A 23,311-nucleotide genomic window follows, 5' to 3' on the forward strand; every position below is an offset into this window, starting at 1 on the left:
AGTGGGGTTGTGTCCCAGCCCCCTCGATATCCCCCGGTGGCTTTTCTGTGACTCAGATCCCGACGTGGAGCGGCGGACCGGTCAGTCCCCCCACTGGACGCGCAGCACCCGGCACCACCATCGGTGACCGATACTCGCTGCGCTCGCCGGTGGGTAACGGCGGCATGGGCACGGTCTGGCGTGCGACAGACACCCTGCTGCGCCGCGACGTGGCGGTGAAGGAGGTCGTCCTCCCGCCGGGGCTCGCCCCCAGCGACCGCGACGCGATGTACGAGCGGACCCTCCGCGAGGCCCGCGCCGCCGCGGCGATCCAGCACCCCGCCGTGGTCCAGGTGTACGACGTGGTCACCGAGGGTGGCCGCCCGTGGATCGTGATGGAGCTGCTGGACGCCCGCAGCCTGGCCGACATGGTGATCGAGGACGGGCCCGTCGCGCCCCGCGCCGTCGCCAAGATCGGCATCGCCCTGCTCGGCGCGCTGGAGGTGGCGCACGCGATCGGCGTGCTGCACCGCGACGTGAAGCCGGCCAACGTGCTCATCTGCTCCGACGGCCGGTGCGTGCTGACCGACTTCGGCGTGGCCCGGATGCCCACCGACGTGCAGCTCACCACCCCCGGCATGGTGCTCGGCTCGCCGCACTTCATCTCCCCCGAGCGCGCCATGGGCCAGGAGTTCGGCCCGCCCAGCGACCTCTTCTCGCTCGGCGTGACGCTCTACACCGCCGTGGAGGGGCGACCCCCGTTCGACAAGGGCGACCCGATCGAGACCATGCACGCGGTGGTCGAGGACCCGCCGGCCACCCCGCAGCGCAGCGGCCCGCTGACCCGGGTGCTGATGGGCCTGCTGGAGAAGGACCCGGCCCGCCGGCTGGACGTGCACACCGCCCGGAGCATGCTCCGCGAGCTGCTCGCCGGCCCGCTGACCAGCACCGCCACCGCGGTCAACTCGGTGACCGACCCGTACGCCGTGGTGCCCGTGCAGCGGCCGTCGACGCCGCCGCCCGCCATCGAGCCGAAGCCGACCGGGCAGATCGGCGGCCCGGCGATGATCGCCCCCGGCGAGTCGCTGACCGACCGGCTCGCCGCCCTGCGCCGGGGCGAGCGTCCCGGCTCCACGGCGGCGGCCGGTGGCGCCGCGCTCGACGAGACCAGCGCCGACGCGCTGGCCGGCCCGCTGCACACCCCGACCGGGGCGATGTCCGGGCCGGGCACGACCCCGGAGGCCACCCAGCGCATCTCGCCGGACGCCACCCAGCGGCTCGGCCACACCGCCGCGCCCGACGCCACCCAGCGGGTCCCCACCGGCCGCCCGGACGCCACCCAGCCGGTCTACGGCCGCGGCGCCGAAACCACCCAACAGGTGTACGGCGGCAACCAGTGGTCGGTGCCCGGCACCGGCCAGCCCTGGACCACGACCCCGGCCGCGGCGCCGGCCGACGGCGGCACGCTCGGCCGGGCCAAGGGCGTCGGCGGCCAGCTCGTCGGCCGGGTGAAGAGCTGGCCGCGCAAGGTCCAGCTCGCCGCCGCCGGTGGCGTCGCCGTGCTGCTCCTGGTCGGCGTCATCGCGCTGACCAGCGGCGGCGACGACACGCCCCCGCCGATCGTGGGCGCGCTGCCCTCGTCGTCCGCCGAGGCCCCGCCGGTGGAGATGCAGGAGCAGTCCGTCAAGGGCGTCAACGTGCAGGTGCCGAAGGGCTGGCAGCGACAGACGGGTGGCCTCTACGTCGACTTCGTCGACCCGCAGGACAGCGGCCGCAAGGTCCGGATCATCGCCGAGCCCTGGAGCGGCAACCCGGTCAGCTGGGCGGAGTTCGCCTCGAGGAACCTCAAAAAGAACAGCGCCAAGAGCAAGAACTGCCCCGAGCCGTACACCGAGCTGTCGATCTCGGAGCCGCAGCTCGCCGGCCAGGCGGCGGCCCAGCTCGAATACACCTGCGGCGAGGGCGACACCATGCGGCACGGCGTGTGGCGTGGCCTGGTGAAGGACGGGAAGGTCTACTCGTTCTACCTGTCCTCGACCGACGCCAAGTTCGCCGAGAGCAAGCCGATCTTCGAGGCGATGGCCCGCTCGTTCCAGCTCACCGGGGCCAACTGAAGTCGAGGCCGACGGCCAGTGGTGATCCGCCGCCGTGCTTTCATGAGGCAATGGCGGCGGATACCACTGACCTTGACGACCTTCGCGCCCGGGCCGAGCGCTGGCTCGACGACGACCCGGACCCGGCCGATCGGGACGAGCTGCGCGCCGTCCTCGCCGGGCTGCCGGGCAGCGCGCCCGAGCTGGCCGACCGGTTCGCCGGCCCGCTGACGTTCGGCACCGCCGGGCTGCGCGGCCCGCTGCGCGCCGGCCCGAACGGGATGAACCTCGCGGTGGTCACCCAGGCCGCGGCCGGGCTCGTCGGCTGGCTCGCCGCCCAGGGCGGCGAGGGCCCGCTGGTGATCGGGTACGACGCCCGGCGCGGCTCGCTGGCCTTCGCCGAGCGCACCGCCCAGGTGGCCACCGGCGCGGGCCGCCCGGCGCTGCTGCTGCCCCGCCCGCTGCCCACCCCGGTGCTGGCCTTCGCGGTGCGGCACCTCGGCGCGGTGGCCGGGGTGATGGTCACGGCCAGCCACAACCCGCCGCAGGACAACGGCTACAAGGTCTACCTGGGTGCGCAGCTCGGCGGGGAGCTGGGCGCGGGCGCCCAGATCGTGCCGCCGGCCGACGCCGGCATCGAGGCGGCCATCCGGGCGGTCGGCCCGCTGGCCGAGGTGCCGCTCGGGCCGCCCGGCATGGTGCTCGGCGACGACCTCGTCACGGGGTACGTGGAGCGGGCCGCCGCCGTGGTCGACCCGGCCGGCCCGCGGGACCTGAAGGTGGCGTACACGCCGCTGCACGGGGTGGGCGCCGCGGTGCTGACCGCCGCGTTCGCCCGGGCCGGTTTCGCGACGCCCGGTGTGGTGCCCGAGCAGGCCGAGCCGGACCCGGCCTTCCCGACGGTCAACTTCCCCAACCCGGAGGAGCCGGGCGCGGTGGACAAGCTGGTGGCGCTGGCCGGCAGCACCGGCGCGGACATCGCCATCGCCAACGACCCGGACGCGGACCGGTGCGCGGTGGCCGTGCCGGCGGACGGGACCTGGCGGATGCTGCGCGGGGACGAGGTGGGCGCGCTGCTCGCCGACCACCTGATGCGGCGCGGGGTGACCGGCCTGTACGCCACCACGATCGTCTCCTCGTCCCTGCTCCGGGCCATGGCCGCGGCGCGGGGCCTGCCCTACGACGAGACGCTGACCGGGTTCAAGTGGATCGTCCGGGCCGGCGGCGGCCGGGAGCCGCTGGTCTTCGGCTACGAGGAGGCGCTCGGCTACTGCGTCGCGCCGGAGCACGTCCGGGACAAGGACGGCATCACGGCCGCGCTGACCGTGGCCGAGCTGGCCGCCGGCCTCAAGGCCGAGGGCCGGACGCTGACCGACCGGCTGGACGAGCTGGCCGCCGAGTTCGGCGTGCACCACACCGACCAGCTCTCGGTCCGGGTCGAGGACCTGCGGGTGATCTCCGACGCGATGGCCCGGATCCGGTCGGCCACCCCGACCGCCCTGCTCGGGCACCCGGTCACCGAGACGTCCGACCTGCTTCCCGAGGCGGACGTGGTGATCCTGCGCACCGACGCCGCCCGGGTGGTGATCCGCCCCTCCGGCACCGAGCCGAAGCTGAAGGCGTACCTGGAGGTGGTGGAGCCGGTGACGAACGGCGACGTCCCGTCGGCCCGCCGCCAAGCCCACGCCGCGGTGACGGAACTCCGCGGCGAGATCGCGGCGGCCCTCGGCCTCTGACCCCGGCGTCGATCAAGAGGTTTGCGTCTGGGCAACCGCTCGCCAAGACGCAAACCTCTTGATCAACCAGCCGGTCAGGGGCGCTTGCCGAGGGCGGCGTCCACCGCTTGGGCCAGAGCGGCGATCACCAGGCTGACCGAGGGGCGGACGACGCTGTCGTCCAGGCTCACCGTGCCGGAGAAGCCGGCGCCGTTGGCGATCTCCTCCAGGCGCTTGCCGGCCTCGTCGGCGGCCGTGCCGGTCAGGCCGAGCGCCGGCTCCATCCGCAGCACCGCGACCAGGGTGGCGAGCGCGGCGGTCCGCTCGTCGGGGACCTGCCCGACGGTCAGCGCGTCGGCCAGACGCTGCCGGATGTCGGCCTCCACCGAGGCGTCCGCCACGGGGTAGCGGTGCACGTGGATGAAGCCCAACTCGGTCTCGTCGACGTCCCGCACCACGCCCCGGCCGCAGAGGTCGCCGAGGATCCGGTCGCGCAGGCCGTGCCGCAGCCGCTGCACCCACGAGGACGGGGTGTGCGGGGTGTCGGCGGCGATCCGGGCGAGGACCTCGTCGGCGATCGGCTCGCCCGTCGGCGCCGGGTCGAGGACCGTCAGGTTCCCGTCGGCGTACGCGATCCGCCCGGCCAGGGCCAGCTCGACCAGCACCGCGGCGGCCATGCCGAGGTCCAGGCTGATCCGCGGCATGGTGGCCTTGCCGGTTTCGTCGTCATAGGCGAGGAGCAGCAGCTCTTCGGCGAGCGCAACACCAGTCATGGCCCGAGACGGTAGCGGCTGGGCGCACCCCGCGCACGGACTCGCCGGACGGGAGATCCGGGCGGCCCGCCGGCGCTGCCGGCGGGCCGGTCCGCGGGGTCAGAAGCGGGGCATGCCGCCGAACTGGCGGTCCCCGGCGTCGCCGAGGCCCGGGACGATGAACATCCGGTCGTTGAGCCCCTCGTCGATCGCGGCGGTGACCAGGCGCAACGGCAGGCCGGAGCGCTCCAGCCGCTCGATGCCGACCGGCGCGGCGAGGACGCAGAGCACCGTGATGTCGGTGCAGCCGCGGTCGGCGAGCAGCCGGCAGCAGTGCTCCAGGGAGCCGCCGGTGGCCAGCATCGGGTCGAGCACCAGCACCGGCAGGCCGGCGAGGTCCCGGGGCAGCGACTCCATGTACGCGCGCGGCTCGTACGTCTGCTCGTCGCGGGCCAGGCCGACGAAGCCCATCGACGACTCGGGCAGCAGGCCGAGCGCGGCGTCGGCCATGCCGAGACCGGCCCGCAGCACCGGCACCAGCAGCGGCGGGTTCGCCAGCCGGGTGCCCTCGGTGGCGGTGACCGGGGTCTGCACCGGGTACTTCTCGACGGGGAACGAGCGCGCGGCCTCGTACACCAGCATGGTGGTGAGTTCGTGCAGCGCGGCCCGGAACGACGCCGAGTCGGTCCGGGCGTCCCGCATGGCGGTCAGCCGCGCCTGGGCGAGCGGGTGGTCAATGACGTGTACGTCCACGATCGCTCAACCTACCGGTCCCGGCGCGGGCGCACCGCAGGTGCGGGCGGACCAGCGACGCCGCTCACGTGTGAGCGCCGCCGGCCGGGTCGGCGTGACCAAGATCACTCGCCCCTCGGGTGCGTAGTATTCGGGGCATGACGGCGACAGCGACGTCGGCCCGGTCGGAGCTCTCCGAGCTGGGACGATCCGAGACCGCTCTGCGGACCTTCCTGCACGGCCTGCCCGGCGTGGACCAGGTCGGCGCGGAGCAGCGGGCGGCACAGCTCGGCACCCGCTCCATCAAGACCACCGCCAAGGCCGAGGCCATCGACCTGGCGATCCGGATGGTCGACCTGACCACCCTGGAAGGGGCCGACACCCCAGGCAAGGTACGGGCGCTCGCCGCCAAGGCGCTGCGCCCCGACCCGGCCGACCCGTCCTGCCCGCACGTCGGCGCGGTCTGCGTCTACCCGGCGATGGTCCCGTACGTGGCGGAGGTGCTGCGCGGGTCCGGCGTGCACCTGGCCAGCGTGGCGACGGCCTTCCCGTCCGGCCAGGCCCCGCTGGAGATCAAGCTCGCCGACACCCGGGCGGCCGTCGAGGCCGGCGCGGACGAGATCGACATGGTGATCAACCGGGGCGCCTTCCTGGCCGGCCGCTACAAGGAGGTCTACGACGAGATCGTGGCCACCAAGGAGGCCTGCGGGGACGCCCACCTCAAGGTGATCCTGGAGACCGGCGAGCTGGCCACCTACGACAACGTGCGGCGGGCTTCCTGGCTGGCCATGCTGGCCGGCGGCGACTTCATCAAGACCTCCACCGGCAAGGTCCCGGTCGCGGCCACCCCGCCGGTGACCCTGGTGATGCTGGAGGCGGTCCGCGACTTCCGGGCCGCCACCGGGCGGCAGGTCGGCGTGAAGCCGGCCGGCGGCATCAAGACCACCAAGGACGCGATCAAGTACCTGGTCATGGTCAACGAGACCGTCGGCCCCGACTGGCTGGACCCGGACTGGTTCCGGTTCGGCGCGTCGAGCCTCCTCAACGACCTGCTCATGCAGCGCACCAAGCTGACGACCGGCGTCTACGCCGGCCCCGACTACTTCACCCTGGACTGAGCGCGATGTTCGAATACGCACCCGCCCCCGAGTCGCGCTCGGTGGTGGACATCAAGCCCTCGTACGGGCTCTTCGTCGACGGGAAGTTCGTCGACCCGACCGACGGCGGCAGCTTCAAGTCGATCAACCCGGCCTCCGAGGAGGTGCTGGCCGAGATCGCCGAGGCCGGCAGCCAGGACGTGGACCGCGCGGTCCGCGCCGCCCGCGAGGCGTACGAGAAGGTCTGGGGTCCGATGCCGGGCCGGGACCGGGCCAAGTACCTGTTCCGGATCGCCCGGATCATCCAGGAGCGCTCCCGCGAGCTGGCCGTGCTGGAGTCGCTGGACAACGGCAAGCCGATCAAGGAGTCGCGCGACGTCGACGTGCCCCTGGTCGCCGCGCACTTCTTCTACTACGCCGGCTGGGCCGACAAGCTGGAGCACGCCGGCTTCGGCGCGAACCCGCGCCCCCTCGGCGTGGCCGCGCAGGTCATCCCGTGGAACTTCCCGCTGCTCATGCTGGCCTGGAAGATCGCTCCGGCGCTCGCGGCCGGCAACACGGTGGTGCTCAAGCCGGCCGAGACCACCCCGCTGACCGCGCTGCTCTTCGCCGAGATCTGCCAGCAGGCCGACCTGCCGGCCGGCGTGGTCAACATCGTGACCGGCGCCGGCGAGACCGGCCGGGCGCTGGTCGAGCACCCGGGCGTGGACAAGGTCGCCTTCACCGGCTCCACCGAGGTGGGCAAGGCCATCGCCCGGGCCGTCGCCGGCACCCGCAAGAAGCTGACCCTGGAGCTGGGCGGCAAGGCCGCCAACATCGTCTTCGACGACGCCCCGGTCGACCAGGCCGTCGAGGGCATCGTCAACGGCATCTTCTTCAACCAGGGGCACGTCTGCTGCGCCGGCTCCCGGCTGCTGGTCCAGGAGTCGGTCGCCGACCGGGTGCTGGAGTCGCTGAAGCGCCGGATGGCCCAGCTCCGGGTCGGCGACCCGCTGGACAAGAACACCGACATCGGCGCGATCAACTCGGCCGCGCAGCTGGCCCGGATCCGCGAGCTCTCCGACGCCGGCGCCGCCGAGGGCGCCGAGCGCTGGTCGCCGCCGTGCGAGCTGCCGGACCGCGGCTTCTGGTTCGCGCCGACCATCTTCACCGGGGTCACCCAGGCGCACCGGATCGCCCGCGAGGAGATCTTCGGCCCGGTGCTGTCCGTGCTGACCTTCCGCACCCCGGCCGAGGCCGTGGAGAAGGCCAACAACACGCCGTACGGGCTGTCGGCCGGGATCTGGACCGACAAGGGGTCCCGGATCCTGTGGATGGCCGACCGGCTGCGCGCCGGCGTGGTCTGGGCCAACACGTTCAACAAGTTCGACCCCACCTCGCCCTTCGGCGGCTACAAGGAGTCGGGCTACGGTCGCGAGGGCGGCCGGCACGGGCTGGAGGCGTACCTCAATGTCTGAGCGGGTCGCGGTACGCAAGACGTACAAGCTCTTCATCGGCGGGAAGTTCCCGCGCAGCGAGTCGGGACGGTCGTATCTCGTGCAGGACTCCAACGTGTCGCTGGCCTCCCGCAAGGACGCGCGGGACGCGGTGGTCGCCGCCCGGGCCGCCGTGAAGGGTTGGGCCGGGGCGACCGCGTACAACCGCGGTCAGATCCTCTACCGGGTCGCCGAGATGCTGGAGGGCCGGCGGGACCAGTTCGTCGCCCTGGGCTCGTCCGTCGACGAGGTCGACGCGGCCATCGACCGCTGGGTCTGGTACGCGGGCTGGTCCGACAAGCTCCCCCAGGTCTACGGCGGGGCGAACCCGGTGGCCGGGCCGTACTTCAACCTCTCCGCGCCGGAGCCGACCGGAGTGGTGGCCGTGGTGGCCCCGGAGTCCCCGGCGCTGCTCGGCCTGGTCAGCGTGATCGCCCCGGCGATCGTCACCGGCAACACCGTGGTGGTGGCCGCCTCCCCGTCGGCGCCGCTCGCGGCCGTGACCCTGGCCGAGGTGCTGGCCACCTCCGACCTGCCGGGCGGGGTGGTCAACATCCTCACCGGCCGGCTGTCGGAGACCGTGCCGACGCTGGCCGCGCACATGGACGTCAACGCCATCGACCTGACCGGGGTCGCCGACGCCGACCTGGCCGCCGAGCTGGAGGTCAAGGCCGCGGAGAACCTGAAGCGGGTGCTCCGCCCGGCCCCGGCCGACCACGACTGGTCCGCCGACCCGGGCCTCGCCCGGATGACCACGCTCCTCGAGACCAAGACGGTCTGGCACCCCAAGGGCGTCTGACCGCCGTCGCCGCGGGCAGGAGTGGCCTCCGGGTCTCGGACGGCCACTCCTGCACTTTCCGGCCCTCGCGGGCGGCGCGACCGCGCCGAGCCGGTGCCGATCATGTCCCGGCACCGGCCGGGTGCGGGCCTGCCCTACCCTCCTGGGCGTGATCAACCCCTTCCCGGCCAGCGAGAGCCGGGCCGCGCGCGTCGCGCTGAGCCTGCTGGCCCTCGCGGTCGCCGTCGCCGGCACGGTCTGGCTGGTCGACCTCTCCGGCGCCGTCGCCGGGGCCCGGGCGGCGCAGCGGCACTGGCACCCGCACGGCTACGCCCAGCTCCTGTTCTTCCTGCTCGCGGTGCCGATCGGCACGCTCCTGCACACGGCGCCGGCCGCCGCGGCCGGGCTGCCGGTCCGGCGGGCGTGGGCCACCGTCGGGGCGCTCCTGGGGTACGGGGTGCTGGTCGCCGCGGTGGCCTGGGCGGTCGCCCCGCTCGCGCCGGCCCACGTCGGCGGCGGCCGGGGCGACCCGTCGGGCCTCTACCCCGCCTGGCTCGCCTGCGTGCTGCTGTCCGTGGCCGTGCTCGCCTGCGCCGGCGGGCTCTTCGTTCGGCCCACCCGGCGCGAGGACCCGCTCGACTTCCGCCCGCCCTCGGTCCGCCGCCGGGCCGGTACGGAGGCCCGCACCGACCGGGCCACCGAGCCGCGCCGCCGGGTCGGCGGGGCGCTGTTCACCACGGGCGTTCTCGGCTGGGTGATCGGAACTCCGCTGCTGATCCTGCTTCTGCTCCGCGGGCTGGCCGGCTGGGCGATGGGCTGACCCACGCCGGCCGGGGAGCCACCTACTACGCGAGGTAGGATTGTCGGGTGACTCGGCTCGGTGATCTCGAACGTGCGGTGATGGACGTGCTGTGGGACTCGGTCCCCGCCACGTCGGACGGCGTGACCGTACGCGAGGTCGCCGACGCCCTCGACGGGCGTGAGCTGGCCTACACGACGGTGATGACCGTGCTCGACCGGCTCGCCGGCAAGGGCATGGTGCAGCGCGAGCGGGAGGGGCGGGCCTGGCGTTACCGGCCCGCCGCCACCCGGGAGGCGCACATCGCCCAGCTCATGCTCGACGCCCTCGACCTCGGCGGCAGCCGGGACGCCGCGCTGGTGCGCTTCGCCCGCTCGGTGACCGGCACCGAGGCGGAGGTGCTGCGTGCGGCGCTCAGCGCCGAGGCGGGCCTGCCCGGCTCCGGGCTGACCGACCGGGTCGAGGACCCGCGGGCCGGCGGCCCGGCGCTCGACGAGGCGACGGACCGGTAGGGCGGCCGCCGTGGCGTACGCCCTGCACTTCGCCGCGACCATCCTGGCCTGCTGGCTGACCGCGCAGGTCCTCGCGGCCGCGCGGTGGACCTGGCGGGCCCCGCGGGTGGCGATCGTCTGCTGGCAGGCGGTCGGGCTGGCGCTCGGTCTCTCCGCCATGGGGCTGCCCATGGCGCTCGGCCTGGCCGCGTACGACCTGCCGACCGGGAGCGCGCTGCTGACGCTCGCCGACGATCTGGCCCACGGCACGCTGCCGGCCGGGCTGGGCGCGCCGCACCTGGGCCTCGTGGGGGTCGGTTTCGGCATCGGCGCGGTGCTGCTCACCACGACGGTGCGCAGCATCCACGGCACGGTACGGGCCCAGCGCCGGCACCGGGAGCTGCTCAGCCTGGTCGCCCGCCGGGACCCGACGGTGCCCGGGGCGCTGGTGCTCGACCACCCGAGCGCGGCCGCCTACTGCCTGCCCGGGGTGAAGCCCCGCGTGGTGGTCAGCGCCGGCACGCTGAGCCTGCTCGACCGGGCCGAGCTGGCCGCGGTGCTCACCCACGAGCGGGCGCACGCCCAGGAGCGGCACGACCTGGTGCTGCTGCCGTTCACCGCGCTCTGCCGGGCACTGCCCTGGTTCCGCTGGGTGCGGGACGCCCACGAGCGGGTGGCCCTGCTGGTCGAGATGCGCGCCGACGACAAGGCGCGCGAGCTGCACGCCGAGGAGCCCCTGGCCGGGGCGCTGCGCCGGTTCGCCGCCGCCGGGCACCGGGTCACCCCGGCCGGCACGCTCGGCCTCGGCGACCGCGACCTCGACGTGCGGGTGCAGCGGCTCATGGTCCCGGACCGGCCGCCGCGGGTGCTCGGCGCCACCGCGCTCTCCGTCGCGACCCTGCTCGTCACCCTGCCGATCTCCCTCTTCCTGAGCTGAGGGGCGGGATGCCCTCCCGGCGGGGCCACCGGACGGCATACGTAGCGAGGCTACGTGTAGGCTCGCTATGACAAGCGAGCCAACCCGTGGGAGTCGGTCATGGATCCCCTGCTCATCGCCCGCCTGCAGTTCGCCACGACCACCTCGATCCACTTCCTCTTCGTGGTGGTCACGCTCGGCCTCGTCACCCTGCTGGTCGGCCTGCAGACCGCCGGCTTCGTCACCGGCAAGCCGGTGTACGAGCGGCTGACCCGCTTCTGGGGCCAGCTCTACGTGATCAACTACGTGCTGGGCATCGCCACGGGGATCGTGATGGAGTTCCAGTTCGGGCTGAACTGGAGCGGCCTGTCGCGCTACGTGGGCAACGTGTTCGGGGCGCCGCTGGCCATCGAGACGCTGGTCGCCTTCTTCCTGGAGTCCACGTTCCTCGGGATGTGGATCTTCGGCTGGCACCGGCTGCGGCGCGGCGTCCACCTGGCCCTGCTCTGGGGCGTCGCGCTCACCGCGTACGCCTCGGCTTTCTGGATCATGGTGGCCAACGCGTGGCTCCAGCACCCGGTCGGCTACGAGGTCCGCGACGGCGTCGCCCACCTCACCGACTTCGGCGCGCTGCTCACCAACCCCACCCTCGGCTTCGCCTTCGGCCACGTGGTCTCGGCCGGCCTGGTCACCGGCGGGGTGCTGATGGCCGCGGTCAGCGCCTGGCACCTGCTCCGGCGTACACCGGACTTCCTGCTCTTCCGGAAGTCGCTGCGGCTCGGCCTGGTCACCGCGGCGCTCGCCGTGACCACGCTCCAGGGCTTCGGCTTCGCGCAGTTCGGCCCGGTCGGGGAACTCCAGCCGACCAAGTTCGGCGGCGGGGCCGACCGCGACGCGCTGGTCGCCGAGTGGACGGCGAAGTTCGGCCCGGGCGACTACACCCCGCCGGTCCTGTCCAGCGTCGGCCTCGGCTTCATGATCCTGATCGGCTTCACCCTGGGCTGCGTCTGGCTCCTGCTGCCGCTGCTCTGGCGGGACTGGATCATCCGGTGGAAGTTCCCGCTCTGGCTGGTGCTGCTCGGCGTGCCGCTGCCCTTCGTCGCGGTGATCCTCGGCTGGATCGCCCGCGAGGTGGGCCGCCAGCCCTGGGTCGCGTACGGGCTGCTGCCGACCGGGCAGGCCGTCTCGCCGGTGAGCGCCGGGTTGATGCTCACCTCGCTGATCGTCTTCACCCTGCTGCTCGGCACCCTCGCCGTCACCAACTGGGTGCTGCTGGCCCGGCACGCCGCCCGGGGCGCGCACGACCCCGCGCTCGGCCGCCCGCCCACGCCGGACACCGACCACCACCCCGACCCCGTGTTCGCCTGAGGGAGCCCGCCGTGGAACTCGCCTGGTACGCCCTGCTCGGCCTCTTCTTCGCCACCTACCTCGTGCTCGGCGGCTACGACTACGGCGTCGGCCTGCTGCTGGCCCGGGGTGCGACACCGCAGGCTCGCCGGGCCACGCTGAACGCGGTCGGGCCGTTCTTCCTCGGCAACGAGGTCTGGCTGGTGGCCGCGGTCGGCATCCTGTTCGGCGCCTTCCCCACCCTGGAGGGCGAACTGCTCTCCGGCCTCTATCCGGCCGTGCTCGGCGCGCTCATCGGGGTGGTGCTGGTGACGGCCGGGGTGCAACTGCGCAGCCGGCCGCGGGCCGGGGCGGCCCGGACGGGCTGGGACCGGGTGGTGGTGGCCGGCAGCGTCCTCGCCGCGCTCGGCTGGGGCGCGCTGCTCGGCGGGCTGCTCCAGGGCGTGCCGCTGTCCGGCGACGGCCACGTGGCCGGGGTCGGCCACCTGCTCACCCCGTTCGTGGCCGCCGCCGCGCTGGCGCTGCTCGCGCTGGTCGCCGTGCAGGGTGCGACCTTCCTCACGCTCCGGCTGCCGGCCGCCGACGTACCGTCGGTCGCCCGGCTGGCCCGCGGCCTGGTGCCGGTCGCGCTCGCCGCGGTCGCCGCCGCCACCGTCCTGGGCCTGCTCTCCGATCGGGTACGCGCCGCCGTGGGGCGCCCGGCGGTCGCCGTACTCCTGCCGTTGGCGCTGGTGGCGGCCCTGCTGGTGGCCCGCGCGGCGCTGCGCCGGGGCCGGGCCGGGGTGGCCTTCGCGGCGACCAGCGTGGCGCTGGCCCTGCCGGTGCCGCTGGTCGGCGCGGCGCTCTGGCCCCGCGTGCTGGTCTCCACCACCGACCCGGCGGCCTCGCTGACCGTGGCCGACGCGGCCGCGAGCGGGCCGACCCTGGCCCTGCTGGGCTGGCTGGCGCTGCCGCTCGTGCCGGCCCTACTAGGCTTTCAGGCGATGTGCTGGTGGGTGTTCCGGGGACGGACCGACGGTAGGGCACCGGTGTACTGGTGAACCGCCGCCCGTTCGACCCGCGTCTGCTGCGCCGGGTCCCCGCGGCCCGGCGCGACCTCGCCGTGCTCGCGGTTCTCGGCGGGCTGACCGCGCTGCTGGTGGTCGCCCAGGCCACCGCGCTGGCCACCCTGCTGGCCACCGCGATCGACGGGCGGCTGCACCGGCCGGCGCTGGCCGGTCTCCTGGCGGCCGTCGCCGCCCGGGCGCTGGTGAGCTGGGCGCAGGGCACGGTCGCGGCCCGGGCGGCGGCGACGGTCAAGGCGGCGCTGCGCGCGGACCTGCTGCGCGCGGTCGGCCGGCACGGCCCCACCTGGGTCGCCGGCCGGCGGGCCGGGCAGCTCGCCACCCTCGCCGGGCGCGGGCTGGACGCACTCGACCCCTACTTCACCGGCTACCTGCCGCAGCTCGTGCTGAGCGTGACCGTGCCGCTGGCCGTGCTGGCCCGGATCGTGCTCGCCGACTGGAGCTCGGCGCTGATCATCGCGCTGACCATCCCGCTCATCCCGATCTTCGGGGCGCTGCTCGGCTGGCAGGCGCAGGCCGCCACCGAGCGGCAGTGGCGGCGGCTGTCGCTGCTCGGCGGCCACTTCCTCGACATGGTGGCCGGGCTGCCCACGCTGCGCGCGTTCGGCCGGGCCCGCGCCCAGGTCGACGTCGTACGCCGGATGGCCGACGGGCACCGCCAGGCGACCATGAGGACGCTGCGGATCGCCTTCCTGTCGGCGCTGGTCCTCGAACTGGTCGCCACCCTCTCGGTGGCGCTGGTCGCCGTACCGGTCGGCATCCGGCTGCTCGGCGGCGGGATCACCCTCTCCACCGCGCTGCTGGTGCTGCTGCTCACCCCGGAGGCGTACCTGCCGCTGCGGGCGGCCGGCAGCCGGTTCCACGCCAGCATGGAGGGGCTGACCGCGCTGGACGAGGCGCTCACCCTCTCCGCGACCCCCGAGGCCGCCGGTCCGCACGGTGCCCGGCCGGCGCCGGACGGCCGGGGCGAGATCCGCTTCGAGGGCGTGACCGTCGCGTACGAGCGGACCACGGCGCTGCGGGACGTCACGCTCACCATCCGCCCCGGCGAGCGGGTCGCCGTCATCGGGCCCAGCGGAGCCGGCAAGACCACCCTGCTCAACCTGCTGCTCGGCTTCGTCACCCCGACCGCCGGCCGGGTCACCGTGGACGGGGTGGACCTCGCCGGGGTCGACCTCGACGCCTGGCGGCGCGAGCTGGCCTGGGTGCCGCAGCGCGCCCACCTCTTCGCCGGCTCGCTCGCCGACAACATCCGTCTCGGCGCCCCCGACACCCCGGACGCCGCGCTCGCCGGCGCGGTCACCGACGCCGCGCTGGACGAGGTGGTCGCCGCCCTGCCCGACGGGCTCGGCACCACGCTCGGCGAGCGCGGGCACGGCCTGTCCAGCGGGCAGCGGCAGCGGGTCGCGCTGGCCCGGGCGTTCCTCCGGGGCGCCCCGCTGGTGCTCCTCGACGAACCGACCGCCCGGCTCGACAGCGCCAGCGAGGCGGTCGTGCTGGCGGCCACCCGGCGGCTGGTCGCCGGGCGTACCGCGCTGCTGGTCGCGCACCGGCCCGCGCTGCTGGAGGACGCCGACCGGATCCTCCGCGTCGAGGACGGCCGGGTCACCGAGCTGAGCCGGGTACCGGCCGCGGAGGTGACGCCATGACCGACCGACCCGAGCGGGCCGTGCTGCGGCTGGCCCGGCCCTACCTGAGCCGCCTGCTGGGCGCCGGGCTGCTCGCGGCGGCCACCGAGTTCGCCGGGCTGGCCCTGATGGCCACCGCCACCTGGCTGCTCATGAGCGCCGCCGGCCGGCCGCCGCTGGACCGGCTGACCGTGGCGATCGTCGCGGTCCGCGCGCTCGCGGTCAGCCGCGGCGTGTTCCGCTACACCGAACGGCTCGCCGGGCACGACGCGGTCCTCCGCATGATCACCGACGTCCGGACCCGGGTCTTCGCCACCCTGACCGCCCGGCGGGACGCCGCCCCGCGCACCGGTGACGCCCTGAGCCGGCTGGTCTCCGACGTGGAAGCGGTGCAGGACCTGCTGCTGCGGGTGCTGGTGCCGGGGGCGGCGGCCGCCCTGGTGAGCCTCCTCGCCGTCGGCAGCGCCGCGCTGATCTCGCCGCCGGCCGCCGGCGTGCTCGCGGTCGGCCTGCTGGTGGCCGGGGTGGCGCTGCCCGTACTGGCCGCCCGGCTGACCCGGCGGGCCGCCGACGAGGTGGCCCCGCTGCGTGGCGCGCTCGCGGTGGACGCGGTCGACCTGACCCACGGCGCCGCCGACCTGGCCGCCTTCGGTGCGACCGGCGCGGCGCTCGCCGCCGCCGAGACCCGGGGCGGCCGCCTGGCCCGGCTGGAGCGCCGGCTCGCCGCGACCGGCTTCGCGGTGGACGCGGCCGGGGTGCTGGTCGGCGGGCTCACCGCCGCCGCCGTGGTGGTGGTGGCGCTGCGCGCCGGTGTCGGCGGGGTGCTGGTCGGCGTCCTGGCGGTGGGCTCGCTGGCCACCGTCGAGGTCGCCCTCGCGCTGGTCGGGGCGGCCCGGCAGCACACCCAGCTCCGCGCCGGCCTGGCCCGGGTTGCCGACCTGCTCACCGATGCCGGGGAGCCGGCGCCCACCGCCCCCGCCGCACCGGCGCCGGGCGGGCACGACGTCCGGTTCGAGGGCGTGACCGTCCGGTACCGGGAGGGAGCGGCGCCCGCCCTGGCCGGCGTCGACATCGACCTGCCGGCCGGCCGCCGGGTGGCCGTGGTCGGGCCGAGCGGCGCCGGCAAGAGCACCCTGGCCGCCGTGCTCACCGGCGCGGTACGCCCCGACGCCGGCCGGGTCACCGTCGACGGCGTGGACGTGTCCGGGTACCCGGACGAGGAGCTGCCCCGCGTGGTCGGCGGCCTGCTCGCCGAGGCGTACGTCTTCCACGCCACAGTGCGGGAGAACCTGCTGCTCGGTCGGCCCCGCGCCGACGAGGCCGAGCTGACCGCCGCCACCCGGGCGGCCGGCCTGCTGGACTGGGTGGGCGCCCAGCCGCAGGGCTGGGACACCGTGGTGGGCGAGCAGGGCGGGCAGCTCTCCGGCGGGCAGCGGCAGCGCCTCGCCCTGGCCCGGGCGCTGCTGGCCGCCCCGCCGGTGCTGGTGCTGGACGAGCCGACCGAGGGGCTCGACCCGGCGGCCGCCGACGCCGTGCTCGCCTCGGCGCTGGCCGCCACCCCGACCGGGCACTCGGTGCTGCTCATCAGCCACCGGCTCAGCGGCCTCGCCGGGCTGGACGAGATCGTGGTGCTCGACGCCGGTCGGGTGGCGCAGCGCGGCCGGCACGAGGAACTGGTGGCCCGCCCGGGCTGGTACCGGGAGCAGTGGCTGCTCCAGGAGGCCGCCGAACGCGGCTACCTCGCCCTGGCCCCCTGAGCGCTTTCCGGGGTTTTCCCCGACGCGCCCGGCCGTCCGCGGTGGCAGGGTGGTCCCATGCGGGGGTACGAGGAGATCCGCGTCGACGAGCGGCTGCGCGAGCTGGCCGGGCAGCTGCACGGCCCGGCCCGACTCAAGGCGGACCTGCTGACCGAGGCGCGGCACGCGCTGGAGGACGCCGTCGAGGCGTACCGGGAGGGTGGCCTGCCGGTCGCGGAGGCGGAGCGGCGGGCGGTGGCCGAGTTCGGCACCCCGGCCCAGCTCGCTCCCGGCTACCAGGCCGAGCTGGCCGCCGGGGCGCTGCGCGGGCTGGCGCTTCGGGCGCTGGCCGTGACGGCGGTGCTGATGGCCGGTGGCGACCTGACCTGGCGGGGGTCGAGCTGGAGCGACGGGCCCCGGCCGCCGGAGGGCTACCTGCTGCTCTCCGCGTCGCTGAACGGGATCTGGGGCGTGGTCGCCGGGCTGGCCCTGGCCGGGCTGCTGCTGGGCGGCCTCGCCGCCCGGCACGCATCGCCCCGGCTCGGCCGGCTGGCCCGCGCGGTGGGCTTCGGGCTGACCGGTGGGCTGGCGCTCGGCGCGCTCGCCGGCAGTGCCCTGTTCGGCTGGTCGGTCCAGCTCTGGGACGCCGCGCTGACCTGGCCGCCGATGATCATCGGGGCGGTGCTGGTCGGCGCCGGCTGGTTCGCCCTGGCCCGGGCCGCCCGCTGCTGGCTGCGGACCACCCTCGGACCGCGCGTCGCCGGCTGACGGCGGGGCGCGGCTCAGGCCGGGGTGGCGGGCGGCTCGTCGGCGCCGAGGAAACGGCCCACCGTGGCGCTGAACTCGCGCCACCCGGCGCGCTCCCCGGCGAGTGCCCGGCCGCCGGCCTCGGTGAGCTGGTAGGTGCGCCGCTCCCGGCCGTTGACGGTGCTCCAGTCGCTGGCCACGTAGCCGGCCCGCTCCAGGCGGCGCAGCGCCGGATAGATGGTGCCGGTGGGCAGGTCCAGCGTGCCGCCGCTGCGGGCCCGGAGCGCCTCGATGATCGCGTAGCCGTGCAGGGCGCCCTGCTCCAGCACCGCGAGCAGCAGCGCGTCCAGGTGTCCGTGCAGCGCCTGGGCCTTCATGTGTAGTAAGACTACTTGTCCGCGGGTCGGGACGCCACCGGGGTGCGGCTCCCGGCCACCCCGGGACGCCCACTAGGGTATGTGCGCAGAGTCACTCGGCGGTCGAGCATCGCCGGGTGGGCAACCCGAAAGCACACGGAGGTCAGCGTGGCCCGCCAGTCGCCCCAACGGCCCGACGCCGACGAGCCCGAGCTCGACGACACCACGGAGTCGGCCGAAGCAGACGAGGTCGAGGTCGACCGCCCGGCGGCGGACCGCGCGCTCTGGGACGAGCTGCGGATCGACCCGGTGGAGATCGCCCTGCCCGCCGGCACCGGCTTCACGCTGCGGGCCTACCGGCCGGCGCGAGAGCTGACCCCGACCGACGTCGCCGAGCGCGACCAGGACGACCCCTTCCTGGCCCGCCGCCAGGTCGTCGAGACCGAGGACGACGAGGAGGTGGTGATCCTCGACGAGGAGTTCGCCGCCCTCTCCGCCGAGGAGGACGACGAAGAGGACGCCGAGAAGCGGGCCGACCGCCGGCGCGGCAGGACCGAGGCGGCCGCGGCCGAGGACGCCGACGAGGACGAAGCCGACGAGGACGAGGACGAGGCGGACGCCGCCGGCGACGAGGAGGTGCCCGTCTTCCTCACCCACCGCGGCAAGCTGCTGCTGTTCAAGACCCCGGAGTCGCTGGTCAGTTTCATCCGTTCCGGCGCGCCCAACGACCTGTCCCAACTGGACAGCTGGAATGAACTGTCCGAACGGGTGGAACCGGCCGACATCGCCCCGTTGGACGAGGACACCTACGAGCTCGACCTGGTAGTGGAGAACCTCCGCGGCGGCCACGACGCGTGGGACCCCACGCTGTTGATCGAAGCCGGCGAGATCGCCCGTGACCTGGCGTACGCGCTGCGCCTACCGGCCGTGCTCGACATGCTCTCCGCCGGCTCCAGCCTGGACGACCTGGACGAGGCGCTGCGCGCTTCTGTCAACGGCGGAATCGGTGGATTCATGGGTCGGCGCCGGCTGAAGAAAATCGGGGCACAAACCGCAAGTTTGGGTTGGCGCACCATTGTCGGCAAGATCTCTGCTGTTGTGGACTGGCGCGACTGACCCGGAGCGGGGAGCATCAGTCTCTGGCAGAGCAAGGACCTGTGTCCCGGGAGGAGGACGACGCCGTGGCGCTCGTGCGCGTGTACTGCGGTCTGGCCTCGGCGGATCCGGCCGACCGGTCGGCTTCGGCCGGATCGGCGCTGACGTCCGCTGTGGTCGACGACGCAGGCCGTCTGCTGCATGTCTGCGAGATCGGTGACGACCCGGCTGGCTACGCCCAGCTGGTCGCGCTGCTCGTGGAGCGGTCGGGCGGGCCGAGCGGTGCGGCCATCGCGGCCGACAGCGACGACCACACGGTCACTTCGCTGCTCATCGCGGCGGGTCGGCCACTGGCGATCGCGGACGACGACTCGGTCGACGACTTCGCCGAGCGCTTCGCCGACGACGACTCGCTGGAGGAGATGCAGTCCCCGCCGGCCGAACGCCGGGCGGTCGGGCTGGCCCGGGCGCTCCAGGCCGGCGCGCTCTCCGCGGTGACCCTCCCGGCGCCGCGCGACCTCGCCAACTACAAGCAGGTCCTCGCCGCGCACGCGGCTCTGGCCAGCGGCCGGCACTCCGCCGCCGTGGCGCTGCGCGAGGTTCTCCGCGAGCTCTACCCGGCCGCGCTGCGCGCGTACCCCGACCCGGCTGAGCCGGTCTCCCTGGCCGTCCTCGACGCGCTGCCCGAGCCGGGCATGCTCGCCGGCACGGTGGCCCGGGGCCGCGAGGTCGCCGTCGCGGCGGACGCCGTCGCCGCGCACCTGGCCGCCGAGGGCGTGGCGGACGCCGACAGCATCAGCGACGCGGTGACCGCACTGCGGGTCGCCATCTCCGAGACGCCCCGGCGGGCCGCCGTCAACCGGGCGCTCACCGCCGCCGTCGCCGAGACCGTGCGGCAGGCGGTCGCCTCCGTGCGGGCCTGCGACGCCGGCTGCGACGCGCTGGTCGGCGCGCTCACCGCCCGGGTCACCACGCCCGCCCCGGCACCCGGTCGCCGGGCCGCCGCCCGCCGCGGCGAGCAGGTCGAGGAGCTGGCCCCGTCGACGCCCGCCGGGCTGCGCCCGGTGCGCCCGACCGAGCCCGAACCGGTCCTGGAGCCGGCCGCCCGGCGCGGCCGCTCCGAGCCGGCCCCGGGGCTGGTGGGTCGGCGCAGCCGCCCCGAGCCGGTCTCCGGTCCGGCCGCACCGGCCTCGCCCCGGCCGCTCGGTCCACCACCGGTGGCCCCCGCGCCGGTCGCGCCGCCGCCCGTCGCCCCCGCCCCGGTCACCCCGGCCGCCAGCCTGGGCCGGCCGACCTCCGCCCCACCCGCCCGTCCCGAGCCGACCGGCGCGCCGCTGCCGTCGCGGGTGGACGGGCCGACCAACCGGCCGATCTCCGCGCCGCCACCGCCGCCGCCCGGGATCACCCCGATCGCGCCGGCGCAGCGCGGCGCCGTGCCGCCGGCCGAGGCCGGGGAGCCGTTCCGCCCGACGCTGACCACCGCGGCGATCAACAAGGCCCGGGCCGAGCGGCAGCGCACGGTCATCCCGCCGCGGCCCAAGACCAACCAGGAGCCGCCGACCGGTGGCTTCAGCGCCACCGACCTCACCATCCCGGTGCCGACGCCCCGCCCCGGCCAGGAGTCCGCTCCCCCGGGCTCGCGGGCCAACTGGCCGCTGGTCAACACCGGCGAGGACCAGGACGACCGGGCCAAGGAGACGACCTACCCGTACGGGCGCGGCGTGGACGCGCCGAGCGACCCGGGCCGGGTCACCCCGCCCTGGCTCGCCGACGACCTGCCGCAGGAGCCGCCGATGCTGCGGCTGGTGGAGCCGCCGCCGCTGGCCGACCGGGCGCTGCGCAACGAACTGAACCCGCCGACCGACCCTGGGCTGGACACGCCGCCGCTTCGGCTGGTCGACCGCACGGAGGCCAACCGGCCGAACCGGCCGGCGCCCCGCGCCGAACTGCCCACCCCGCTGGAGCGGCGCCCCGCGCCGAAGGAGCACCGGCCACCGCCGGTCTCCGACGAGGGCGACGGCGACCTGCTGATCTTCGCGCAGGCGAAGTCCGCCTGGTTCGTCGGGCACGGCGACGAGGCCGACCTGGACTGGTCGACCACCGCGGACACCGGCTGGCAGGCGGCCGAGCAGGCGGCCCGCCCGGCCGTGGGCTCGGAGACCAAGGCCGGCCTGCCCAAGCGCGTCCCGCAGGCCAACCTGGTGCCCGGCTCGCCGCTGCGCGAGGAGCGTCCACTGCGGATCGTCCGGAACGCGGCCAGCCTCGCCGAGAACACCACCGGTTACTTCCGGGGTTGGCGGCGCGGTCAGGAGATCGGCGGCTTCGCGGTCGGCGGCCGCCCTGGCCGTGAGGCGGCCGGCGGCTGGGACTTCAGCCGGGACACCGGCGACCGCGACGACGACCGGGAGTACGAGTACCGGTCCGCGGGCTATCGGTCCTGATCGGAGTCTCGTCCCGCCCCATCTGCGTGTTCCTGCCCACACCTGGATGATTTGACGCCGGATCCGGCCGGCCGGGAGCATACCCGGCGGGCCGGCCGGCGGCGGGCGTTCGCCGGGGGCGGGAATGGCGGCTCGAATGGCGACACCGGCATTCGACTCCTCGCTACTCACCCGGCGGGGCATCCTCGCCGCGGCGGCCGGCAGCCTGCTGCTCGCCGGTTGCGGACAGCAGGGCGAGCGCCCGGCGACGAGTCCTCGGCCAGCAGTGCCCCCGGCAACCAGGACCTGGTTGTCGGCGCCAGCCTGGAACTGACCGGCCGTGGCGCCGCGCTCGGCGTGCCTCAGCAGCGGGCCCTGGAGATCAGCGCGGACGCGCTGAACAAGGTCGGCATTCCGGTCGGCAACCTGCGGCGTTCGGTCCGGGTGGAGATCCGGGACAACCGCAGCGACCCGCGGGAGGCAGCCCGGCAGGCCGCCGAGCTGACCCGCAAGGGCGCACAGGTCCTGGTCGGCGGCGCCCTGGCGGAGACCTCGACGGCCATCGCCGAGGCCGCCCAGAAGGTCAAGACGCCGTTCCTCTCGGTGGCTTCGGAGACGGCATCGTGCTGCCGCTCGCCGCGCGCACCTTCAGTTACAAGCTCACCCCGGACGCCGTCGACGTGGCCCGCCGGCTGGCGGACCTCGCCGCGTCGCAGCGGGTACGGCGGGTCGCCCTGCTGGCCGCCGACGGGCTGCACGGCGACTCCGGCGTACGGGCGGTGCGCAGCGCGCTGCGCGACGCCGGGGTGGACCTGGTCCGCACCGTCCGACTGCCCGCCACCGGACGGAGCTTCGCCGGCGCGGCCCGGCGGATCGCCACAGTGGACCCGGACGGGGTCATCGTCTGGGGCACCGCCCCGGACTCCGGCACGGCGGCCCGGGAGCTGCGCCGCGCCGACTACACGGGACCGCTCTACTTCGACGCCGGCGCGGTGGCCGCGGACACGCTCGCCGACGCCAACGCGGGCGCGGTCGAGGGCGCGTACGCCGTGCACCCGGCCTGCCTGGACACCTCCGCGCTGAGCGCGACCAGCACGACCGCCCTGGAACGGCGGACTTCAACTACCGCCACAGCCAGCGGTACGGCAGCTCCAACATCTCCGCCCCGTACGCGTCGGACGCGCTCCAGCTCATCGCCGCGTCGGCCCGGATGGCCGCGAGCCTCGACCGTGGACGGCTGCGGGCGTTCCTGCAGACCCAGTTGGCCGAGGGCATCGCCGGCGCGTACGCCTTCACGCCGAACCGCCACGGCGGCATGGAGCCCGACTCACTGGCCGTCTACGTGGTCGCGCAGGGCGCCTGGCGGTTGTACGCCTGACCGTACGACCCGGTGACCGCCCCCGCGGGACGGTCACCGGCCGGCTGCGCAGCGTACCGACCGGCGAACAGCGAGAAGCGCCCGGTGGCCGAGGGCCGCCGGGCGCTTCGTCACCTGGGTCAGGCGGGGGTGACGGCCCGCGAGCGCCGCATGGTGAGCACGTACTCGACCAGCGAGATCAGCACGTGCTTCGTCGACTCCCGGTTGCGGGCGTCGCAGGCCACCACCGGCACGTCCGGGGAGATCGCGAGCGCGTCCCGGACGTCCTGCGGGTCGTGGTACTGCATCCCGTCGAAGCAGTTGATGGCCACCAGGTACGGCAGCCGCCGGTGCTCGAAGAAGTCGATCGCGGCGAAGCAGTCGGCCAGTCGACGGGTGTCGACCAGCACCACGGCGCCGATCGCGCCCCGGACCAGTTCATCCCACATGAACCAGAACCGGGTCTGACCCGGCGTACCGAACAGGTACAGGATCAGATCGCGGTCGATCGAGATACGGCCGAAGTCCATCGCCACCGTGGTCGTCGTCTTGCCCGGCACCTGCCGGGTGTCGTCGACGCCCACGCCGGCGGAGGTCATGATCGCCTCGGTGGTCAGCGGCGTGATCTCCGAGACCGAGCCGACCAGCGTCGTCTTGCCGACGCCGAATCCACCGGCGATAACGATCTTCGCCGACGTCACGCGCCCGCTCGGGGCCGGCGGCCGGTGCGACAT

General features: G+C 75.2%; 20 protein-coding genes and 2 pseudogenes. 18 read left to right on the plus strand and 4 right to left on the minus strand.

Annotated elements, in window-relative coordinates:
- Positions 1-47 precede the first annotated feature (47 nt).
- Together IEY96_RS01300 and IEY96_RS01305 are read left to right on the plus strand one after the other, a co-directional pair.
- Entirely contained in the window at positions 48-2,093 is a 2,046-nt protein-coding gene (locus IEY96_RS01300) for a serine/threonine-protein kinase (RefSeq protein ID WP_189192955.1), read from the plus strand.
- A gap of 50 nt (positions 2,094-2,143) precedes the next feature.
- Entirely contained in the window at positions 2,144-3,808 is a 1,665-nt protein-coding gene (locus IEY96_RS01305) for a phospho-sugar mutase (protein ID WP_189192956.1), read from the plus strand.
- A 74-nt stretch (positions 3,809-3,882) separates the two neighbouring features.
- Here IEY96_RS01305 and IEY96_RS01310 read toward each other — a convergent pair whose 3' ends face one another.
- Both IEY96_RS01310 and upp read right to left on the minus strand, forming a co-directional pair.
- The gene (locus IEY96_RS01310) at positions 3,883-4,560 is read right to left on the minus strand and encodes a GOLPH3/VPS74 family protein (protein ID WP_189192957.1); all 678 of its coding nucleotides are present in this window, start codon (positions 4,558-4,560) and stop codon (positions 3,883-3,885) included.
- A 99-nt stretch (positions 4,561-4,659) separates the two neighbouring features.
- Positions 4,660-5,292 (minus strand): uracil phosphoribosyltransferase, encoded by a 633-nt coding sequence (gene upp, locus IEY96_RS01315; protein WP_189192958.1) that lies wholly within the window; start codon positions 5,290-5,292, stop codon positions 4,660-4,662.
- 137 nt (positions 5,293-5,429) lie between these two features.
- Between upp and deoC the strand changes: the two genes are divergently transcribed.
- From deoC to IEY96_RS01370, 11 genes are all read left to right on the plus strand, one after another.
- A complete protein-coding gene (gene deoC, locus IEY96_RS01320) occupies positions 5,430-6,389 on the plus strand; it encodes a deoxyribose-phosphate aldolase (protein WP_148426442.1) in 960 nt (319 codons plus the stop codon).
- 5 nt (positions 6,390-6,394) lie between these two features.
- Complete coding sequence (locus IEY96_RS01325) at positions 6,395-7,825, plus strand: aldehyde dehydrogenase family protein (RefSeq protein WP_189192959.1); 1,431 nt, start codon at positions 6,395-6,397, stop codon at positions 7,823-7,825.
- Complete coding sequence (locus IEY96_RS01330) at positions 7,818-8,642, plus strand: aldehyde dehydrogenase family protein (RefSeq protein WP_189192960.1); 825 nt, start codon at positions 7,818-7,820, stop codon at positions 8,640-8,642. Before IEY96_RS01325 ends, IEY96_RS01330 begins: the two co-directional genes overlap by 8 nt.
- 148 nt (positions 8,643-8,790) lie before the next feature.
- Positions 8,791-9,441: a hypothetical protein gene (locus tag IEY96_RS01335; RefSeq protein WP_189192961.1), complete on the plus strand. Its 651-nt coding sequence runs from the start codon at positions 8,791-8,793 to the stop codon at positions 9,439-9,441.
- A 47-nt stretch (positions 9,442-9,488) separates the two neighbouring features.
- Complete coding sequence (locus IEY96_RS01340) at positions 9,489-9,932, plus strand: BlaI/MecI/CopY family transcriptional regulator (protein ID WP_189192962.1); 444 nt, start codon at positions 9,489-9,491, stop codon at positions 9,930-9,932.
- Between the two features lie 10 nt (positions 9,933-9,942).
- Entirely contained in the window at positions 9,943-10,848 is a 906-nt protein-coding gene (locus IEY96_RS01345) for a M56 family metallopeptidase (protein WP_189192963.1), read from the plus strand.
- Positions 10,849-10,947: 99 nt separating this feature from the next.
- Positions 10,948-12,195: a cytochrome ubiquinol oxidase subunit I gene (locus IEY96_RS01350; protein ID WP_189192964.1), complete on the plus strand. Its 1,248-nt coding sequence runs from the start codon at positions 10,948-10,950 to the stop codon at positions 12,193-12,195.
- Positions 12,196-12,206: 11 nt separating this feature from the next.
- Positions 12,207-13,214 (plus strand): cytochrome d ubiquinol oxidase subunit II, encoded by a 1,008-nt coding sequence (locus IEY96_RS01355; protein ID WP_189192965.1) that lies wholly within the window; start codon positions 12,207-12,209, stop codon positions 13,212-13,214.
- Entirely contained in the window at positions 13,211-14,887 is a 1,677-nt protein-coding gene (gene cydD, locus IEY96_RS01360) for a thiol reductant ABC exporter subunit CydD (RefSeq protein WP_189192966.1), read from the plus strand. The genes IEY96_RS01355 and cydD overlap by 4 nt, the downstream gene beginning before the upstream one ends.
- Positions 14,884-16,623, plus strand: a complete 1,740-nt coding sequence (gene cydC / locus IEY96_RS01365) for a thiol reductant ABC exporter subunit CydC (RefSeq protein WP_189192967.1) — start codon at positions 14,884-14,886, stop codon at positions 16,621-16,623. The genes cydD and cydC overlap by 4 nt, the downstream gene beginning before the upstream one ends.
- Positions 16,624-16,680: 57 nt before the next feature.
- A complete protein-coding gene (locus IEY96_RS01370; protein ID WP_189192968.1) occupies positions 16,681-17,370 on the plus strand; it encodes a permease prefix domain 1-containing protein in 690 nt (229 codons plus the stop codon).
- A gap of 14 nt (positions 17,371-17,384) precedes the next feature.
- Here the strand turns inward: IEY96_RS01370 and IEY96_RS01375 are convergent, their stop codons facing one another.
- The gene (locus IEY96_RS01375; protein ID WP_107079633.1) at positions 17,385-17,726 is read right to left on the minus strand and encodes a PadR family transcriptional regulator; all 342 of its coding nucleotides are present in this window, start codon (positions 17,724-17,726) and stop codon (positions 17,385-17,387) included.
- A gap of 108 nt (positions 17,727-17,834) precedes the next feature.
- Between IEY96_RS01375 and IEY96_RS01380 the strand changes: the two genes are divergently transcribed.
- The 5 genes and pseudogenes from IEY96_RS01380 (at position 17,835) to IEY96_RS32470 (ending at position 22,598) form a co-directional block, all read left to right on the plus strand.
- Positions 17,835-18,821, plus strand: a complete 987-nt coding sequence (locus tag IEY96_RS01380; protein ID WP_189193572.1) for a SatS C-terminal domain-containing protein — start codon at positions 17,835-17,837, stop codon at positions 18,819-18,821.
- A 41-nt stretch (positions 18,822-18,862) separates the two neighbouring features.
- Positions 18,863-21,241, plus strand: coding sequence for a transposase (locus IEY96_RS01385; protein WP_189192969.1), 2,379 nt, complete (start codon positions 18,863-18,865; stop codon positions 21,239-21,241).
- A 336-nt stretch (positions 21,242-21,577) separates the two neighbouring features.
- Positions 21,578-21,811 (plus strand): annotated as a pseudogene (locus IEY96_RS33075) (ABC transporter substrate-binding protein); the annotation flags it as partial.
- Between the two features lie 89 nt (positions 21,812-21,900).
- Positions 21,901-22,233, plus strand: a pseudogene (locus tag IEY96_RS33080) (ABC transporter substrate-binding protein); the annotation flags it as partial.
- Positions 22,234-22,430: 197 nt separating this feature from the next.
- Entirely contained in the window at positions 22,431-22,598 is a 168-nt protein-coding gene (locus IEY96_RS32470) for a hypothetical protein (protein ID WP_229791337.1), read from the plus strand.
- Between the two features lie 119 nt (positions 22,599-22,717).
- Here the strand turns inward: IEY96_RS32470 and IEY96_RS01395 are convergent, their stop codons facing one another.
- The gene (locus IEY96_RS01395) at positions 22,718-23,311 is read right to left on the minus strand and encodes a GTP-binding protein (protein ID WP_189193573.1); all 594 of its coding nucleotides are present in this window, start codon (positions 23,309-23,311) and stop codon (positions 22,718-22,720) included.

Origin of the sequence: Micromonospora fulviviridis (genome assembly GCF_014648395.1) — a bacterium.
GTDB classification, from domain to species: domain Bacteria; phylum Actinomycetota; class Actinomycetes; order Mycobacteriales; family Micromonosporaceae; genus Micromonospora; species Micromonospora fulviviridis.

Excerpts from the sequence above, each read along its gene's own strand:
- IEY96_RS01305 (WP_189192956.1), top strand. The coding sequence starts at position 2,144 with ATGGCGGCGGATACCACTGACCTTGACGACCTTCGCGCCCGGGCCGAG.
- IEY96_RS01310 (WP_189192957.1), bottom strand. The coding sequence starts at position 4,560 with ATGACTGGTGTTGCGCTCGCCGAAGAGCTGCTGCTCCTCGCCTATGAC.
- deoC (WP_148426442.1), top strand. The coding sequence starts at position 5,430 with ATGACGGCGACAGCGACGTCGGCCCGGTCGGAGCTCTCCGAGCTGGGA.
- IEY96_RS01325 (WP_189192959.1), top strand. The coding sequence starts at position 6,395 with ATGTTCGAATACGCACCCGCCCCCGAGTCGCGCTCGGTGGTGGACATC.
- IEY96_RS01330 (WP_189192960.1), top strand. The coding sequence starts at position 7,818 with ATGTCTGAGCGGGTCGCGGTACGCAAGACGTACAAGCTCTTCATCGGC.
- IEY96_RS01350 (WP_189192964.1), top strand. The coding sequence starts at position 10,948 with ATGGATCCCCTGCTCATCGCCCGCCTGCAGTTCGCCACGACCACCTCG.
- cydC (WP_189192967.1), top strand. The coding sequence starts at position 14,884 with ATGACCGACCGACCCGAGCGGGCCGTGCTGCGGCTGGCCCGGCCCTAC.
- IEY96_RS01370 (WP_189192968.1), top strand. The coding sequence starts at position 16,681 with ATGCGGGGGTACGAGGAGATCCGCGTCGACGAGCGGCTGCGCGAGCTG.
- IEY96_RS01375 (WP_107079633.1), bottom strand. The coding sequence starts at position 17,726 with ATGAAGGCCCAGGCGCTGCACGGACACCTGGACGCGCTGCTGCTCGCG.
- IEY96_RS32470 (WP_229791337.1), top strand. The coding sequence starts at position 22,431 with ATGGCCGCGAGCCTCGACCGTGGACGGCTGCGGGCGTTCCTGCAGACC.
- IEY96_RS01395 (WP_189193573.1), bottom strand. The coding sequence starts at position 23,311 with ATGTCGCACCGGCCGCCGGCCCCGAGCGGGCGCGTGACGTCGGCGAAG.